The sequence below is a fragment of the Shewanella sp. SG41-4 genome (assembly GCF_014164505.1).
Taxonomy (GTDB): domain Bacteria; phylum Pseudomonadota; class Gammaproteobacteria; order Enterobacterales; family Shewanellaceae; genus Shewanella.
Genome location: NZ_JACJFI010000074.1, coordinates 1 through 16,649, shown reverse-complemented (window position 1 = coordinate 16,649; position 16,649 = coordinate 1). Strand labels below are relative to the sequence as shown.

The following is a 16,649-nucleotide window of genomic DNA, read 5'->3' as shown; positions in this document are numbered from 1 at the left end:
ATGTTATTGAAATGGAAGCCTTTGTAGGCTTCCAGAGTCCAAAAAAACACTTAGCCAGTTATTTGTGGAATTCGGTGCCCGAGTGGCTTAATCGCTTCAACTCATATAAATAATCTAAAGCCTGTTTAGGTGTTAACTCGTCTGGATTAATTTTAGCTAACTTTTCCAACACAGGTGACGGTTCTGGTATTGGAGGTAATAAGTTCATACTCACTTGAGTTGGATTCTGTTGCGATATAGTCATATCTCTATTTTCAAGCTGATGAAGTTTATGCTTTGCCGCTTTAATGACAGATGCTGGTACACCCGCAAGGGCCGCAACTTGTAGGCCATAACTTTTACTTGCCGCACCTTCTTGTACTGAATGCATAAACGCAATGGTGTCGTCGTGTTCTATTGCATCTAAGTGCACATTAATCACTGATGGTAACAGTTCGGGCAATTGAGTTAACTCAAAATAATGAGTGGCAAATAATGTCAGTGCACTCACATTTTTCGCTAGATATTCAGCAGCAGACCAAGCGAGAGCTAAACCATCATAGGTAGATGTGCCACGACCAATTTCATCCATCAACACTAAACTATTTGCTGTTGCATTATGTAAGATATTAGCTGTTTCGGTCATTTCGACCATGAAGGTTGATCGGCCTGATGCCAAATCATCTGATGCACCAATTCGAGTGAAAATTCTGTCAATCTCGCCAATTTCAGCATGGTCAGCTGGAACGAAACAGCCGATATGTGCCATTAATGTTATTAGTGCCACTTGACGCATATAAGTTGACTTACCACCCATATTCGGTCCCGTGACGATAAGCATCTGGCGTTGTGGTGTTAACACTACTGGGTTAGCAATAAATGCTGCTTGGCTAACTCGCTCAACAACTGGATGGCGCCCTGCATCAATATTAATACCAATATCGTGAGTCATTTGTGGGCATTGGTAATTAAATAATTGTGCACGTTCTGCAAAGTTACTTAATATATCTAACTCGGCAGCAGCCGTTGCAAATTGCTGTAATTCTTGTAGTTTAGGTAACAGTAAGTCAAAAAGCTGTTCCCAAAGTTGCTTTTCAAGCGCAAGTGCTTTGCCCTGGCTTGAGAGTACTTTTTCTTCGTATTCTTTTAATTCTGGAGTGATATAACGCTCGGTGCCTTTTAATGTCTGACGGCGCTGATAGCTCAGTGGTACTCTATCTGACTGTAAACGGCTAACTTCAATATAGTAACCATGAACTCGGTTATAGCCGACTTTTAAGGTGTTTATTCCTGTCTGTTGTTTTTCACGAGCTTCAAGCTCGACTAAATAATCACTGGCACCTTCACTCAACTTACGCCATTCGTCTAGCTCATTATTATAGCCAGTACGGATAACACCACCATCACGAATTAACATGGGAGGGTTGTCTACAATAGCGCGTTCTAATAAATCGTGTTGTTCAGGGAACTCGCCAAGTAACGACACTAACGTATTTAATCGAGGTTGTTGGCATATTGCTAATGTTTGCTGGATTTCAGGCAGAAGTGTTAGCGCTTGCTTTAAACGTGAAAAGTCACGCGGTCTGGCGCTGCGTAGTGCCAACCTAGCCATAATACGTTCAATATCACCTAAGCTTTTTAGTTGCTCATGTAACGTTTGATATAAGTCTCGTTCAATCAGTTCACTGACGGCACTATGGCGATGTTGGATTGTTTGACGATTGCGTAATGGTTCATGGATCCAGCGTTGTAACATACGGCTACCCATAGGGGTTGCTGTATTATCTAATACCCACGCGAGAGTGTTCTCACGTCCACCAGACAAATTTTGAGTTAACTCTAAATTACGTCTAGTCGCTGCATCTAAAATAATGGATTCTGATTGATTAAAACGCACAATTGAATTGATATGCGGTAATGCCATCTTTTGGGTATCTTTTACATACTGCATTAAACAGCCTGCAGCTTGTAACGCTAATCGGGCATCACTAATGCCAAAACCATGTAAGTCTTTAGTACCAAACTGATTGAGCAATAAATTAATACAGGTGTCGTAGTCAAACTCCCACTCTGGGCGGCGACGAATACCTTTCATGTTATTGATTAATAACATGTCAGCAAAGTCTTCACTGTAAAGTAATTCTGCTGGATTAGTGCGTTGTAATTCGGCTTCTAGAGCTTCACGGGTGGGTAATTCAGCCACGACAAAACGGCCTGATGAAATATCTAAAGTTGCGTAACCAAAACCGTTTTTACCTTGATAGAGCGCTGCTAATAAATTATCTTGTTTTTCTTGCAGCAGAGCTTCGTCGGTTAAGGTTCCAGGGGTAACAATACGCACTACTTGACGTTCAACTGGGCCTTTAGATGTCGCTGGATCACCAATTTGCTCACAAATGGCCACAGACTGGCCTATGTTAACTAATTTTGCTAAATAGCCTTCAACTGCGTGATAAGGAATGCCAGCCATGGGAATAGGGTCACCACCGCTTTTTCCACGAGCTGTTAGCGAAATACCAAGCATTTCAGAAGCGCGTTTAGCGTCATCGTAAAACAATTCATAAAAATCACCCATTCGATAAAACAATAACATATCAGGATGGGCTGCTTTTAAGCCCAAATACTGGCGCATCATCGGGGTGTGTTTTTCTAAATCACTGGTATCAATCACTGTCATTATGAACACTTCACTATTAATCAATGGTAGGACGTAAATCTTATGGGGCTAATCTTAACAATATTTGCCCTCAGCGTATAAATAGATTCATACAAAAAATTTTATGAAGATAAAATATTGATGTAAATGAGCAAATCTCAAAGCTTAAAAAAAAAATCAGCTCAGCACTTGATACTGTATGACTATACAGTATACTGATGAACATATTGAAATGATTCACATCACTTCACCTAAGTCGAAATAGCATTTTACTAAACGTATTGAATGCCTTAAGAGGGTTTTATAATGAAGGTTGATCCAAATAAAGAGAAAGCGCTAGCCGCCGTTTTAAGCCAAATTGAAAAGCAATTTGGTAAAGGCTCAATTATGAAGTTGGGCGAAGATCGCACAATGGATGTTGAAACTATCTCTACCGGTTCGCTTTCATTGGATATCGCACTCGGTGCAGGTGGATTACCAATGGGACGTATCGTTGAAATTTATCAAAGCCAAACTTTAAGTGGTTCACCTAGATTAAACCCCTCTTTAATCGCTGCCTAGAACAAGCTAGACGCAAAGAACCGGTTCATAGCGTTCCCAATATACTAATTTGATATGAGCTGTATATATTAACAAGTGGTGATGGTGAATAAATATTCACCTTAAACCAAAAAATATGCAAGGGTTATAACATGTCTAAAACAGATGAAAATAAACAAAAAGCACTTGCCGCAGTGTTAAGTCAAATTGAAAAGCAATTCGGTAAAGGTTCGATCATGAAGTTGGGCGAAGACCGCACAATGGATGTTGAAACTATCTCTACCGGCTCACTTTCATTAGACGTCGCGTTAGGTGCAGGCGGACTTCCCCTTGGGAGAATCGTCGAAATTTACGGCCCCGAAAGTAGCGGCAAAACAACATTAACACTGGAAGTTATTGCTGCTGCGCAGCGAGAAGGTAAGGTCTGTGCCTTTATTGATGCGGAGCATGCATTGGATCCTATCTATGCGAAAAAGTTAGGCGTAGATATTGATAACTTGCTTTGTTCACAACCAGACACTGGTGAGCAAGCTCTTGAAATTTGTGACGCCTTGACTCGTTCAGGTGCTGTAGACGTTATTGTGGTCGATTCTGTTGCTGCATTAACGCCAAAAGCTGAAATTGAAGGCGAAATTGGTGATTCACATATGGGCCTTGCTGCTCGTATGATGAGCCAAGCAATGCGTAAACTTGCTGGTAATCTTAAGCAATCAAATACTTTGCTTATCTTTATTAACCAAATTCGTATGAAAATTGGTGTGATGTTTGGTAGCCCAGAAACAACTACTGGTGGTAATGCACTTAAGTTCTACGCTTCAGTACGTTTAGATATTCGTCGTACTGGTGCCATTAAAGATGGCGACGAAGTTGTCGGTAATGAAACTCGCGTTAAAGTGGTTAAAAACAAAATTGCGGCTCCATTTAAGCAAGCTGAATTCCAAATCCTTTATGGACAAGGTATTAACCGTACTGGTGAGTTAGTCGATTTAGGCGTTGCGCATAAGTTAGTTGATAAAGCGGGTGCTTGGTATAGCTACAAAGGCGAGAAAATTGGTCAAGGCCGTGCTAACGCAGGTAAGTTCTTGACTGAAAATCCAGTTATTGCCAGCGAAATTAATACCACATTACGTGCTATGTTATTGAATGGTGGTGCTAATGCATCAGATTCAAAAACAGAAAGTGATGAGAATATTGATCTCGAAACGGGTGAAGTATTTTAAACTAGCCAGTCAGTTACATCTATCGCGGTAGCGCATGTTGCGCGCCGCGAATATTCCCCTAAAATCTCCAGATATTTATACCGCTAATAACTTCCAGCTAAAAACTACACCGCTTAATCATTGATATGCTAAAAATTCATGTACTCGACTATTGTGAATTTCAGCCGTTGTTATGACATTGCTGTTACTCTACATTACTTTCAATAAGCTTAAACTACCTTAATGTTAACACTGCTTAATTTGTTTATATTCAATAACTAAGTGCTTGGCATTTAGTGTTTAGCGTGTAAAATCAAATCCTGCAATAAACTACCTGCTAGATCTGCTGTTATCTCATATATTTTTAAAGCTAGTTTATTCCTATCCAAGACTGTTGTTTTATCGTAATAGTTAATAGCGGCTAATTATTCAAATCAATTAAACTGAATTTAGCTCATTTTAAATTTGAAGAGTAGGCCGAACTCGATAAAAACCATTATTGCTAACCAGCCTGTCCACCTCAATATTTGTTTTGCTAAATTAAGCAAATTGACAGGCAATAAATAGCCTATTGTCAGTTAGCCCAATGCGGTTAGTAGGGCAGGAGGTTGTTTGAGAAGCGTTTATTACCCAGACTTATGCTACTTAAGCTTAGTCAATGAGACAGCTTATTAACAACTATTATTATCGGTTTCTGCGAAGAGGATAATCGAGCCACTCATCTCGCATATTGACGTAAATTCAGTATATAATGCTTACATTTACAGGCTTGCATGCCAAGCTCGTTACTTTCGTATTTTCTATATTCAGGGCCATTTCATGTTTCAGACTACAGCAGAGTTAAGAAGCGCTTTTTTAAAGTACTTTGAAGATAACGGACATCAGGTTGTTGATAGCAGCTCGCTTGTTCCCACAAATGACCCAACACTGTTATTCACCAATGCAGGTATGAACCAGTTTAAAGATGTGTTCCTCGGCATGGATAAGCGCAATTATACTCGTGCGACAACCTCTCAACGCTGCGTGCGTGCAGGTGGCAAACATAACGATTTAGACAACGTGGGTTATACCGCTCGTCACCATACGTTTTTTGAAATGTTAGGTAACTTCAGTTTCGGCGATTATTTCAAAGAAGATGCAATTCGTTTTGCATGGACCTTTTTAACTGAAACGCTCAAGCTGCCAAAAGAACGTCTCTGCGTGACTATTTATGAAACCGATGATGAAGCATATGATCTTTGGACTCAAAAAATAGGTGTGCCAGCAGAAAACATGATCCGCATCGGCGATAATAAAGGTGGAGCTTTTGCGTCAGATAACTTCTGGCAGATGGGTGATACCGGTCCTTGTGGTCCTTGTAGTGAGATTTTTTACGACCATGGCGATCATATATGGGGTGGCCGCCCAGGTACGCCTGAAGAAGACGGTGATCGCTTTATTGAAATTTGGAACATTGTATTTATGCAGTACAACCGTCAAGCCGACGGTGAAATGTTGCCTTTGCCAAAACCTTCTGTTGATACAGGCATGGGTATTGAGCGTATAGCTGCGATTATGCAAGGTGTGCATTCAAATTACGAAATCGATATTTTTAAACAACTTATCGCTAAAACAGCTGAAATTATTGGTGTCACTGATTTAGAAAATAAATCTCTCCGTGTAATTGCTGACCACATTCGTTCATGTGCATTTTTAATTGCCGATGGTGTTATGCCATCAAATGAAGGTCGTGGTTATGTGTTGCGCCGTATAATTCGTCGTGCAGTCCGTCATGGTAACAAGCTAGGTGCTAACGAAGCATTCTTCTACAAACTTGTGCCAACACTTATTAGCGTAATGGGCGAGGCCGCTATTGGCTTGAAACAAACTCAAGCTATTGTTGAGAAGGCCTTAAAAGCGGAAGAAGAGCAGTTTGCTCGCACTCTAGAACGCGGTTTAGTTATTTTAGATGGTGCGTTGAATAGCCTGCAAGGTGATCTTTTAGATGGCGAGACGTTATTTAAACTGTATGACACCTATGGCTTCCCTGTTGATTTGACGGCAGATGTTTGTCGTGAACGTGATATTAACGTTGATGAGGCAGGTTTTGAGGTAGCAATGGCTGAGCAAAGAAGCCGTGCACAAGCGGCCGGTAACTTTGGCGCTGATTATAATAGCCAATTAATTATCGATGCAGAAACCTCATTCAGTGGTTATACCGAGTTAACTGGTCAGCCTAATGTGATTGCTTTATATGTTGACGGTAAAGCGGTTGATACCGTGATAGCGGGTCAAGATGCCGTCGTCGTACTAGACAACACTCCATTTTATGCTGAATCAGGTGGACAGGTTGGTGATAAAGGTCAGCTGACAGCTGATGGCGTAGTATTTACCGTTGCAGACACTCAAAAATTTGGTCCAGCTTCGGGGCACCAAGGTCAATTAGCTCAAGGTCAATTAGTGATAGGCCAGCAGTTAACTGCACAAGTGGATAAAAAGTTACGTCATCGTACGCAATTAAATCATTCTGTTACCCACTTATTGCATGCTGCATTACGTCAGGTGTTAGGCTCACATGTGTCCCAAAAAGGTTCACTTGTTAATCCTGAGCGTTTACGCTTTGACTTCGCTCATTTTGAAGCGGTTAAGCCATCAGAATTGAAAGCTGTAGAAGATTTGGTTAATACCCAAATTCGTCGAAACCACGAACTTTGTACCACTGAAATGGGCATTGATGAAGCCAGAGAAAAAGGTGCAATGGCATTGTTTGGTGAGAAATACGATGACCAAGTACGTGTTGTCACTATGGGTGATTTCTCTATCGAACTGTGTGGTGGTACTCATGTTGGCCGTACTGGTGATATTGGTTTATTTAAAATGACTTCTGAGAACGGTATTGCCGCAGGTGTGCGTCGTATTGAAGCTGTTACAGGTATTGCTGCAATGGCTTATATTGCCGAACAGCAATCCATGTTGGATGAAGCCGCACAACTGTTGAAATCCGATAGTGCTTCAGTAGTGGCTAAGTTAAAAGCTCAGCTAGATAAAGTGAAGCAATTAGAAAAAGATTTATCTCAATTAAAAGATAAGTTAGCCGCCGCTGCCAGTGCCGATATGGCCGGTGATGCGGTTGAGATCAATGGTGTTAAACTTTTAGTTAAGCAGCTTGATGGTATTGACCCAGGTTCACTCCGTGGTTTACAAGATGAGCTGAAGCAAAAGTTAAAATCTGCGATTATTGTGCTCGGTACTGCTAAAGACGGAAAAGTGAATTTAATTGTTGGGGTCAGCAACGATTTAACCAAGAAGGTTAAAGCGGGTGAGTTAGTCGCAATGGTTGCACAGCATGTTGGCGGTAAAGGCGGTGGACGTCCTGATATGGCACAAGCTGGCGGTACTCAACCTGAGAATTTAGCCGCAGCGTTAGCCCTTGTAGAGCCCTGGGTAAACGAACGTTTAAGTTAATGAAATCTGTAGATTAGCGTTTTTTATGGCAATTGAGTTATAAAGTCTAAGATATGTGACTTTATAACTTGAGTGCTATGAGTAGATTTGGCATAGTGAACTAACTTGCTAACAGTAAAAGCGTTTAAAAGGATTGTTAGCGTTGGACAATGCTTATTATTGTACGTATGTGTAGTACTCTAATGTAATATTGCTTTTCAATTCCTATCGTTTTTGTTGTTGGTTTGCCGTATTGGATTGTTTAGCTACTGAGTCTTATACCGTTAATGTTAATAATTTACGGTAATCCCGTTTTAAAAGACGACTAATCGTCAAGTTTTATGATTTCCTAAGAGAATTTGCTTTATAAACTGATGTATTCAGAAATTGATACTATGATTTTATGTAAAGCAGACCTTATAATGAGCGCATATTACGGACAAAGCGTGTTATGCAGATTGAACTTAAAGGAGCTGTCGAATGCTAATTTTGACTCGTCGAGTAGGCGAAACATTAATGATCGGTGATGAAGTCACCGTTACTGTACTAGGTGTTAAAGGTAATCAGGTTCGTATTGGTGTTAATGCACCTAAAGAAGTATCTGTTCACCGTGAAGAGATCTACCAACGTATTCAGTCTGAGAAGTCAGGTACCCCTTCTGAAGGTGGTAATTACTAACTTCGATAGTTTATGTCGATATCATTAAAGTCAGCATTTGCTGACTTTTTTGTTTTTTGCATTGCAGTGGCATTTCCGCTTTAGTTTACTCAATAACCTGAACTCGGGATAACAAACGCCTCTCAAACAGCCCTTTGTCTTGCTAACGGTGTTGAATTAACTTGCAATAGACCCGCTATTGACGCGTCAATTCGCCTTGTTAGTAAAACAAATGACAAGTTTGATAGCGATAAACGTCTAAGTCTATGATCTTTATTATCATATCTTCGTATCTTATCCCGAGTTCAGGTTCAATACTTATTCGTTAATCTTATCTCTAAATTTTCATCGTCATCACATAACCCTTTTTTTGTGATGCATTTAGTTGAACGATTTGCTAGTTAACCTCAGCTAGTTAACCTCAGCCAGTAACAATAAAGGGTTATCAAACAGTCCTTTGTCTCGCAAACTTTGTAGCATTAGGCTAGATATTGACGCGCCAATGTGTCTCGTTCGCAAAATAAATGACAGGTTTGATATGAAATAGGCTGAATATTGTCATTTAGCCTTACATATCCCATCTCTTAACTCGAGTTGAGGTTAGTTAAGTATCACTACGCTCAATTAGCCACGAGTCCATACCCCAATTAAGCCCCCAGTTCATATAATAACGGGTCAATTGGAATGTGAACTACCAGTTAACTTTTTCACTTTTATCTATTTTCGCATCTGTTATTCGGCGCTGATATTAAGTTAGCTCTCACTTAAGGTGCCTCAAAGCTTAAACTTGAGGTTATCGAAGTAAAATGGACGATTAATAGTTAAGTTGATAAAAGATTGAAGTGGCATGGATGAGGCTCGCACAAGGTGGTTGTGCGACACGGATTAAGTTTATTGAACGCATCAATAAATGATATGTCATCATATTTGCCATTTGTCTAATGCATTAGCTTCACTAGAGTTGAATTGCACATAGTACAATTTTTCGATAACAATCGGTATCAAGCCATTTTTAATAAGTCATTATCTAAATTTGGTTTGTTAATCATGTTTTTCGAATTGTAATGATAATTGTTGACCACTTTAAATTCATCGTAAGTTCGTGCAAGCCGTAGCAAATTAACATCCCCAAATTGCTCAATGTGACATTTATCTGTATTGCTTAATACGTGCTGACCACTACATTGCGAGTATAAATCGTCCAGTGGGAAGGATCTATGTTATTTAAATCAACTTAGCTTTCAATTATATGATCGGGAAAAATCTTAAAACCGGATCGGATGAACAGAGTCTTAATGAGATTATGTCTGTAAATTAAAAAGAATATTCATCAAAATTCTACGGTTTTCATCAAGATTTGAGTCTATTATCTCCAATGTGCTTAAAAACACTCCAAATGAAGTTAGGTTTCCTAAAAAGGGTTTGACTTATTTTCATCAAACAGTAATATGTGCGCCAAGAAACGGAGAGGTGGCCGAGTGGCCGAAGGCGCTCCCCTGCTAAGGGAGTATGGGCTTTAAATCCCATCGAGGGTTCGAATCCCTCCTTCTCCGCCATTTCTTACAATAGATATACGATGCGGATGTAGCTCAGCTGGATAGAGTACCTGGCTACGAACCAGGCGGTCGGAGGTTCGACTCCTCCCATCCGCACCATTATCTATTAAAGTGTTAAATATGAATGCGCGTGTAGCTCAGCTGGATAGAGTACCTGGCTACGAACCAGGCGGTCGGAGGTTCGACTCCTCCCACGCGCACCATTCATGTTTCACTAAAACCCAATTTATGCGCGTGTAGCTCAGCTGGATAGAGTACCTGGCTACGAACCAGGCGGTCGGAGGTTCGACTCCTCCCACGCGCACCATATATTGCGGAGAGGTGGCCGAGTGGCCGAAGGCGCTCCCCTGCTAAGGGAGTATGGGCTTTAAATCCCATCGAGGGTTCGAATCCCTCCTTCTCCGCCATTCATTAAATAACGTCACGTACTTGATGTGCAGGCGATAGCAATATTTATGAATGGCTTGTTTTACCGATTTTGCGCGTGTAGCTCAGCTGGATAGAGTACCTGGCTACGAACCAGGCGGTCGGAGGTTCGACTCCTCCCACGCGCACCATAATAAAAAAGCCCTGCATCAATGCAGGGCTTTTTTTTGGGTTAATTTTGTCCCGTCCTGAGATTATTTTCCTCATCTAACAACCGCCGCTTTATCCCATTAAAGGTGATATTTACATCTTTATTCACTTATTATCTATGTCATATTTAATCATCCACTTTTTCAATGTGTTAAACCAATAAAGTATGGGTAAGGTTTGTCATCGCATTATGACTTTATTATTTTAAAGGTATCTTTACTGAATTTACTGAGGATTCCTCATTTTATCATTATTATTTTTGTGTTTTATTGATTTGGAATGATTTAGTTTCACTCTTTTGGTAAGACCAATTTACAAAAAGATAGCATTGTTGTTATAAATTGTTTATATTTTGTGACAGAGTTTTAGGTTGGCAGCCTCTATTTGCTGTTTTTACCATGAAATACAACTTCATTGAATAAGCGTTGAGTTTGAATATTTATGCTTCTTGAATAGTTCAAATTATTTATGTGGTCGTTAAGAATGCAGTTGTCTTGGTGCACGATTTAAAATATTGCACCGACATCGCGCATTGATTGATGGCTTATAAAAGCCAACGCATTGGTTTGATGTTTAACAGATAAAGTGAGGACACATGACATCGATATCTGAGCAGTTATCCGATGCGCTAGGCATCATGGTAATGGGCATGGGCTTAGTATTTATTTTTTTGAGTATCTTAATCATCGGTATTGGTATTATTGCCAAGCTTTTTCCGCCCCCAGTAGATGTTCCTAGGCTCGCGACAGTAAGTTCTAATACACCTAAACATAACGTCTTAGACCCTAAGCTGGTTGCCGCTATTACCTCTGCGATACATCAATACCGCGCTAAATAAATTTGGAGTCATTATGAGCAAGCCATTAGCATTAACCGATGTCGTCCTACGTGACGCACACCAATCATTATTGGCAACACGTTTACGTATTGACGATATGTTACCCATAGCGCCGTTATTAGACAAAGTAGGCTTTTGGTCACTAGAGTCTTGGGGGGGCGCAACTTTTGATTCATGCATTCGGTATTTAGGCGAAGATCCATGGGATCGTATTCGCGAATTGAAAAAAGCCATGCCTAATACTCCGCAACAAATGTTGCTTAGAGGCCAAAATTTATTAGGTTATCGACATTATGCCGACGATGTAGTGACGCGTTTTGTTGAACGGGCTCATACTAATGGTGTTGATGTATTTCGTATCTTCGACGCAATGAATGACGTACGTAATCTTGAAACTGCAGTTAAAGCGGTTAAAAATGTTGGCGGCCACGCTCAAGGGACCATTTCATTTACGACTAGTCCAGTGCACAACATTGATACTTGGGTTGATATGGCTAAGCGCCTGGAAGATATGGGCGCAGACTCTTTATGTATTAAAGATATGGCGGGTTTACTTAAGCCTATGCAAGCTTATGACCTCATTAGTCGATTAAAATCACAAACGGATTTAATGGTGTCGATGCATTGTCATGCCACTACGGGCCTAAGCGGTGCTACATATCAAAAAGCCATCGAAGCAGGTGTTGATGTGCTTGATACTGCAATATCTTCAATGAGCCAAACCTACGGCCACAGCGCTACCGAAACGTTAGTGGCAATGGTTGAAGATACCGACAGGGCAACCGGTTACGATATGGTGTTGCTAGAAGAGATAGCAGCCTATTTTCGTGAGGTGCGTAAAAAATACGTCCGTTTTGAAGGTGCACTGAAGGGAATCGATTCACGTATTTTACGTGCTCAAGTACCTGGCGGTATGCTAACCAATATGGAAAACCAATTAAAAGAGCAGGGTGCAGCAGACAAAATGGATGCTGTGCTTGAAGAGATCCCGCGGGTGCGTGAAGATCTTGGCTTCTTACCTTTAGTTACCCCTACGTCGCAAATTGTTGGTTCACAGTCAGTAATCAACGTGCTGATGGGTGAACGTTACAAATCGATGACTAAAGAGACCGAAGGTGTACTAAAAGGCGAATATGGTGCGACACCAGCGCCAGTAAACGCCGAGTTGCAAGCCAGAGTGCTAAAAGGCGAGCAGCCTATTACGTGTCGTCCAGCAGATTTGATTGCACCAGAACTTGATAAGTTACGTGTCGAGCTTGCAGAAGCAGCCAAAGAACAAGGCTTTAGTTTAGCTGCAGAATTAGATGACGATGTAATGACTTATGCATTGTTTAATCAAATTGGTCTTAAGTTTCTTAAAAATCGTGGCAATCCGGATGCGTTTGAACCTGTTCCAAGTGCAGATGATTTACAAGTGAAAGCCGATAAAGGCGCACAAACGTATACCGTCGATGTCGATGGTCAACATTTTGTGGTCGAGGTGAGCGAAGGTGGAGAAATAGGCAATATTGTGCCAGCTTCAGCAGCACCGGTTACGTCAGCTTCTGCAACAGCTACTTCAGCACCAGCGGGTGAGATTAAGTGCACTATGGCTGCGCCATTATCGGGAAATATTTTCAAAGTGTTAGTCAATAATGGTCAAGCTGTTAAAACCGGTGAAGTGGTCATTATCCTTGAAGCGATGAAAATGGAAACCGAAATTCGTGCCCCACAAGATGGTGTTGTAACTCAGTTAGCGGTTAAACAGGGTGACAGTGTAACTGTAGGTTCAACATTGTTATCACTAGCATAAGAGGTCGAAATGGAAGGATTATTGGCTTTTTGGGCTGAAACGGGTGTCGCTAACTTTACTGGTGGTCAACTGCTGATGATGGCTGTTGGTTGTTTATTGTTATTTCTAGCGATAATCAAAGGTTTTGAGCCGTTATTATTATTACCTATCGGATTTGGTGCCATATTAGCCAACATTCCTAATGCAGGTTTTACCGATGAAGGTGGCTTACTGTATTACGCCTATCATGTCGGGATTGAGACTGGGGTGTTCCCATTGCTCATCTTCATGGGAGTAGGTGCATTAACAGATTTCGGGGCGCTAATTGCTAACCCTAAAACATTATTGTTAGGGGCCGCGGCACAATTTGGGATTTTTGCTACATTACTAGGTGCTATTGCCTTAAATTGGGTGCCAGGATTTGAGTTTAGTATGCAAGATGCTGCAGCTATTGCCATTATTGGTGGAGCAGATGGTCCAACGGCAATTTTCTTAGCGTCTAAACTGGCGCCTGAATTGTTAGGTGCGATTGCGGTTGCTGCATATTCATACATGGCACTAGTGCCATTAATTCAGCCGCCGATCATGAAACTGCTGACCACTAAAGCAGAACGTGAAATTAAAATGGAACAATTGCGTGAAGTCAGTAAAAAAGAGAAAGTTATCTTTCCACTGATGGTACTAGGATTAACCATTTTATTTTTACCTGCTGCAACCCCATTAATTGGCATGTTCTGTTTGGGCAATTTAATGCGCGAATCGGGCGTGGTTGATCGTTTATCTAAAACGGCGCAAAACGAGTTAATCAACATAGTGACTATCTTTTTAGGTCTTGCTGTTGGGTCTAAGTTATCAGCCGATCAATTTTTGCGTATTGAAACGCTGGGTATTTTAATCCTTGGCGCGGTTGCGTTTAGTATTGGTACTGCTTCAGGGGTATTGATGGCTAAATTAATGAGTAAACTCTCTGGCGGAAAAATTAACCCGCTTATTGGCGCCGCTGGCGTTTCTGCCGTACCAATGGCTGCTCGTGTGGTTAATAAGGTAGGTTTAGAGGCTAACAACCAAAACTTCTTACTCATGCATGCTATGGGCCCTAATGTGGCTGGTGTGCTGGGCAGTGCTGTTGCTGCAGGTGTTTTGCTGGCAGTACTAGGCTAAAAATTTACTAGATGATCCAAAAGCCAATGCCTTTGCATTGGCTTTTTTTTTCGATGGATTTAAATGGTAACGCAATTACGGTATCAAAACGTTGAGTTTGCCGTAAAACAATTTTTTGCCGGTAAAATGAGCAAAAAAGAAATGAAACAGTAGTTGAGCATAATCTGCAATGAGTGCATATGGATCATGCAATGCATAAACGTCCAGGAGAGATTTCTGGTGGAATGACACAACGAGTCGGTATTGCAAGGACGCTTGCTATGCTACCGGAGGTGTTGCTGATGGATGAACCATTTGGAACATTAGATGCGTTAACACGAGTAAACATGCAGGACTCGTTAATGGAGTCCCGAAGTCAGTTAAATAATACCGTGATTATGATTACCCACGATGTCGACGAAGCCGTGTTGTTGTTTGACAACATGGTCATGATGACCAATGGTCCAGAAGCCACAGTGGATGAAATTTTTATGGTTGACCTTCAAAGTCCAAGAAACCGCCTAGCATTAGCTCAAGTTACTGAGTACAACCTACGGCGTTCTGAGGTACTTAAATCCTGTATGAAAAACAACGCAAGAGAGAATCACTGTCAGCAACAAAACAAGTATTTAAAATGCAAGATAAATCACAGACACCAATTAATGAAGCCGTTAAAGTAAGCAACAGTTAGTTTGCTAGTCGCACTGTTACGCTTTACAGCGTGTTGATAACTTAACTTAAAATAACTATTTGGGATGTAAGATGAATAAAAAACTGCTTGTGAGTCAAGTTGCGGATAAGGCTTGCCTAAATTCTGCCTTTACAAAAAAATGTGCCTTATCAGTACTCAGTTGTTCACTATTACTTGCCATGGGAAATGCTTCTGCAGCCGATGTTAAAGTCACATCAATTGCTGATGCAGTGACTCAGGGAACAGCAAATGTAGATTTGAATTTGCGTTATGAATCTGTCGATCAAGACAATGCGTTAAAAGATGCTGATGCATTGACACTTCGGACTCGTTTAACCTTTGCTACCGCTGAATATTACGGCTTAACAGCTCTGGTTGAATTTGAGGATTCACGCAGCTTAGCAGGGGTTAATGATTATAATGACGCGATTGGCAACAATGCTGATTACTCTGTGATTGCAGACCCTGAAACAACTGAATTAGACCAGGCTTTCTTACAATATAAGCGTAATGGTTTCACTGCTAAAGCTGGGCGTCAAGTGATTGCTATCGATAACCAACGTTTTATCGGCCATGTTGGCTGGCGTCAAGATCGCCAAACATTCGATGCCGTTACTATGCAATATGTAATGAATGACTTTAGCGTTGACTATGGCTATATCTACAAACGCAACCGTATTTTTGCAGAAATAAAAGACATCGATTCAAAAGATCACATCATCAATGCATCATATAATTCAGGCTTGGGTAAGCTAAGTGCTTACGGCTATCTGCTTGAGGAAGATACCAACTTTGATAACGGCGTTGACACCTATGGCGTGCGCTTTGCTGGCGCTAAAGATATCGACAAAATCAAACTACTTTATACGGTAGAATACGCCACACAAGATGCCGATACCGCAACCACATCTTATTCTGCTGATTATTTATTGGGCGAAATTGGCGTAGGTTTTAGCGGGCTGACCGTCAAGTTAGGTTACGAGCTGCTTGGGTCTGATAATGGTGAATATGGTTTTGCAACACCGCTTGCCACTTTACACGCATTTAATGGCTGGTCGGATCAATTTTTAGGGACGCCAGCCCAAGGGCTAGCTGATACCTATGTGTCTATTGGTGGTAGTGTTGTTGGTGGTAATTGGGCGTTGGTTTACCATGATTTTGAAGCTGACGAATCAAGCGCTACGGTAAACGATTTAGGCGACGAAATTGACGCTGTATTCAGTTTACCAATTGATAAAAATTACACCGTAGGTGTTAAATATGCCGCTTATTCAGCAGGCGACGCTGGAGCCGGTAAAGTTGATACTGATAAAGTGTGGCTTTGGGCAAACGCTAAGTTCTAATTTGACAAGCTAGTGAATAAAGCGAGTATCAATTGATACTCGCTTTATTTTTTTTTGCCTTGCTTTTTTTGTGTCCAGTTTTGAAATATATTTACCCTCCTAGGCTCAACCAAGCCAGTTAACGATTCCTGCTACTCTCTTATTCATCGCCTAAAATTGCCGCTAATCCGTTGTCTCTAGCGGTGCGAAATTAGACTGGCTTAGATAAAATTCACTGCCTGCATAATCAATTTATAATCTAAAGAACTTTAGTCATAATGCATGCTCACCATCATCACCA

At 41.0% G+C, this 16,649-nt stretch carries 8 protein-coding genes, 6 tRNA genes and 2 pseudogenes; 15 read left to right on the top strand and 1 reads right to left on the bottom strand.

What is annotated here, in order from left to right:
• Positions 1 to 58: 58 nt before the first annotated feature.
• Complete coding sequence (gene mutS / locus H5202_RS09175) at positions 59 to 2,656, bottom strand: DNA mismatch repair protein MutS (protein ID WP_182771807.1); 2,598 nt, start codon at positions 2,654 to 2,656, stop codon at positions 59 to 61.
• Positions 2,657 to 2,941: 285 nt separating this feature from the next.
• On the opposite strand from mutS, the pseudogene H5202_RS09170 reads away from it, so the two are divergent.
• The 15 genes and pseudogenes from H5202_RS09170 to H5202_RS09100 form a co-directional block, all read left to right on the top strand.
• Positions 2,942 to 3,193 (top strand): annotated as a pseudogene (locus H5202_RS09170) (DNA recombination/repair protein RecA); the annotation flags it as partial.
• A 134-nt stretch (positions 3,194 to 3,327) separates the two neighbouring features.
• Positions 3,328 to 4,395 (top strand): recombinase RecA, encoded by a 1,068-nt coding sequence (gene recA, locus H5202_RS09165; protein ID WP_182771806.1) that lies wholly within the window; start codon positions 3,328 to 3,330, stop codon positions 4,393 to 4,395.
• A gap of 798 nt (positions 4,396 to 5,193) precedes the next feature.
• The gene (gene alaS, locus H5202_RS09160) at positions 5,194 to 7,818 is read left to right on the top strand and encodes an alanine--tRNA ligase (protein WP_182771805.1); all 2,625 of its coding nucleotides are present in this window, start codon (positions 5,194 to 5,196) and stop codon (positions 7,816 to 7,818) included.
• A 459-nt stretch (positions 7,819 to 8,277) separates the two neighbouring features.
• The gene (gene csrA / locus H5202_RS09155) at positions 8,278 to 8,475 is read left to right on the top strand and encodes a carbon storage regulator CsrA (RefSeq protein WP_011636538.1); all 198 of its coding nucleotides are present in this window, start codon (positions 8,278 to 8,280) and stop codon (positions 8,473 to 8,475) included.
• 1,443 nt (positions 8,476 to 9,918) lie between these two features.
• Positions 9,919 to 10,010 (top strand) — tRNA-Ser (locus H5202_RS09150).
• A gap of 22 nt (positions 10,011 to 10,032) precedes the next feature.
• Positions 10,033 to 10,109 (top strand) — tRNA-Arg (locus tag H5202_RS09145).
• Between the two features lie 27 nt (positions 10,110 to 10,136).
• Positions 10,137 to 10,213, top strand: a tRNA-Arg gene (locus tag H5202_RS09140).
• A 27-nt stretch (positions 10,214 to 10,240) separates the two neighbouring features.
• Positions 10,241 to 10,317, top strand: a tRNA-Arg gene (locus H5202_RS09135).
• A gap of 8 nt (positions 10,318 to 10,325) precedes the next feature.
• Positions 10,326 to 10,417 (top strand) — tRNA-Ser (locus tag H5202_RS09130).
• A 73-nt stretch (positions 10,418 to 10,490) separates the two neighbouring features.
• Positions 10,491 to 10,567, top strand: a tRNA-Arg gene (locus tag H5202_RS09125).
• Between the two features lie 614 nt (positions 10,568 to 11,181).
• The gene (locus H5202_RS09120; protein ID WP_182771804.1) at positions 11,182 to 11,424 is read left to right on the top strand and encodes an OadG family transporter subunit; all 243 of its coding nucleotides are present in this window, start codon (positions 11,182 to 11,184) and stop codon (positions 11,422 to 11,424) included.
• Positions 11,425 to 11,437: 13 nt separating this feature from the next.
• On the top strand, positions 11,438 to 13,216 hold the full coding sequence (gene oadA / locus H5202_RS09115) for a sodium-extruding oxaloacetate decarboxylase subunit alpha (protein ID WP_182771803.1): 1,779 nt from the start codon (positions 11,438 to 11,440) through the stop codon (positions 13,214 to 13,216).
• Between the two features lie 9 nt (positions 13,217 to 13,225).
• Positions 13,226 to 14,356: a sodium ion-translocating decarboxylase subunit beta gene (locus H5202_RS09110; RefSeq protein WP_182771802.1), complete on the top strand. Its 1,131-nt coding sequence runs from the start codon at positions 13,226 to 13,228 to the stop codon at positions 14,354 to 14,356.
• An 81-nt stretch (positions 14,357 to 14,437) separates the two neighbouring features.
• Positions 14,438 to 15,026 (top strand): annotated as a pseudogene (locus H5202_RS09105) (ATP-binding cassette domain-containing protein); the annotation flags it as partial.
• 179 nt (positions 15,027 to 15,205) lie between these two features.
• Entirely contained in the window at positions 15,206 to 16,369 is a 1,164-nt protein-coding gene (locus H5202_RS09100) for an alginate export family protein (RefSeq protein ID WP_443019391.1), read from the top strand.
• The last annotated feature ends 280 nt before the right edge of the window (positions 16,370 to 16,649 follow it).

What these genes read in the sequence shown, in the direction of transcription:
- mutS (WP_182771807.1), bottom strand. Translation starts at nt 2,656, where the DNA reads ATGACAGTGATTGATACCAGTGATTTAGAAAAACACACCCCGATGATG.
- recA (WP_182771806.1), top strand. Translation starts at nt 3,328, where the DNA reads ATGTCTAAAACAGATGAAAATAAACAAAAAGCACTTGCCGCAGTGTTA.
- alaS (WP_182771805.1), top strand. Translation starts at nt 5,194, where the DNA reads ATGTTTCAGACTACAGCAGAGTTAAGAAGCGCTTTTTTAAAGTACTTT.
- csrA (WP_011636538.1), top strand. Translation starts at nt 8,278, where the DNA reads ATGCTAATTTTGACTCGTCGAGTAGGCGAAACATTAATGATCGGTGAT.
- H5202_RS09120 (WP_182771804.1), top strand. Translation starts at nt 11,182, where the DNA reads ATGACATCGATATCTGAGCAGTTATCCGATGCGCTAGGCATCATGGTA.
- oadA (WP_182771803.1), top strand. Translation starts at nt 11,438, where the DNA reads ATGAGCAAGCCATTAGCATTAACCGATGTCGTCCTACGTGACGCACAC.
- H5202_RS09110 (WP_182771802.1), top strand. Translation starts at nt 13,226, where the DNA reads ATGGAAGGATTATTGGCTTTTTGGGCTGAAACGGGTGTCGCTAACTTT.
- H5202_RS09100 (WP_443019391.1), top strand. Translation starts at nt 15,206, where the DNA reads ATGGGAAATGCTTCTGCAGCCGATGTTAAAGTCACATCAATTGCTGAT.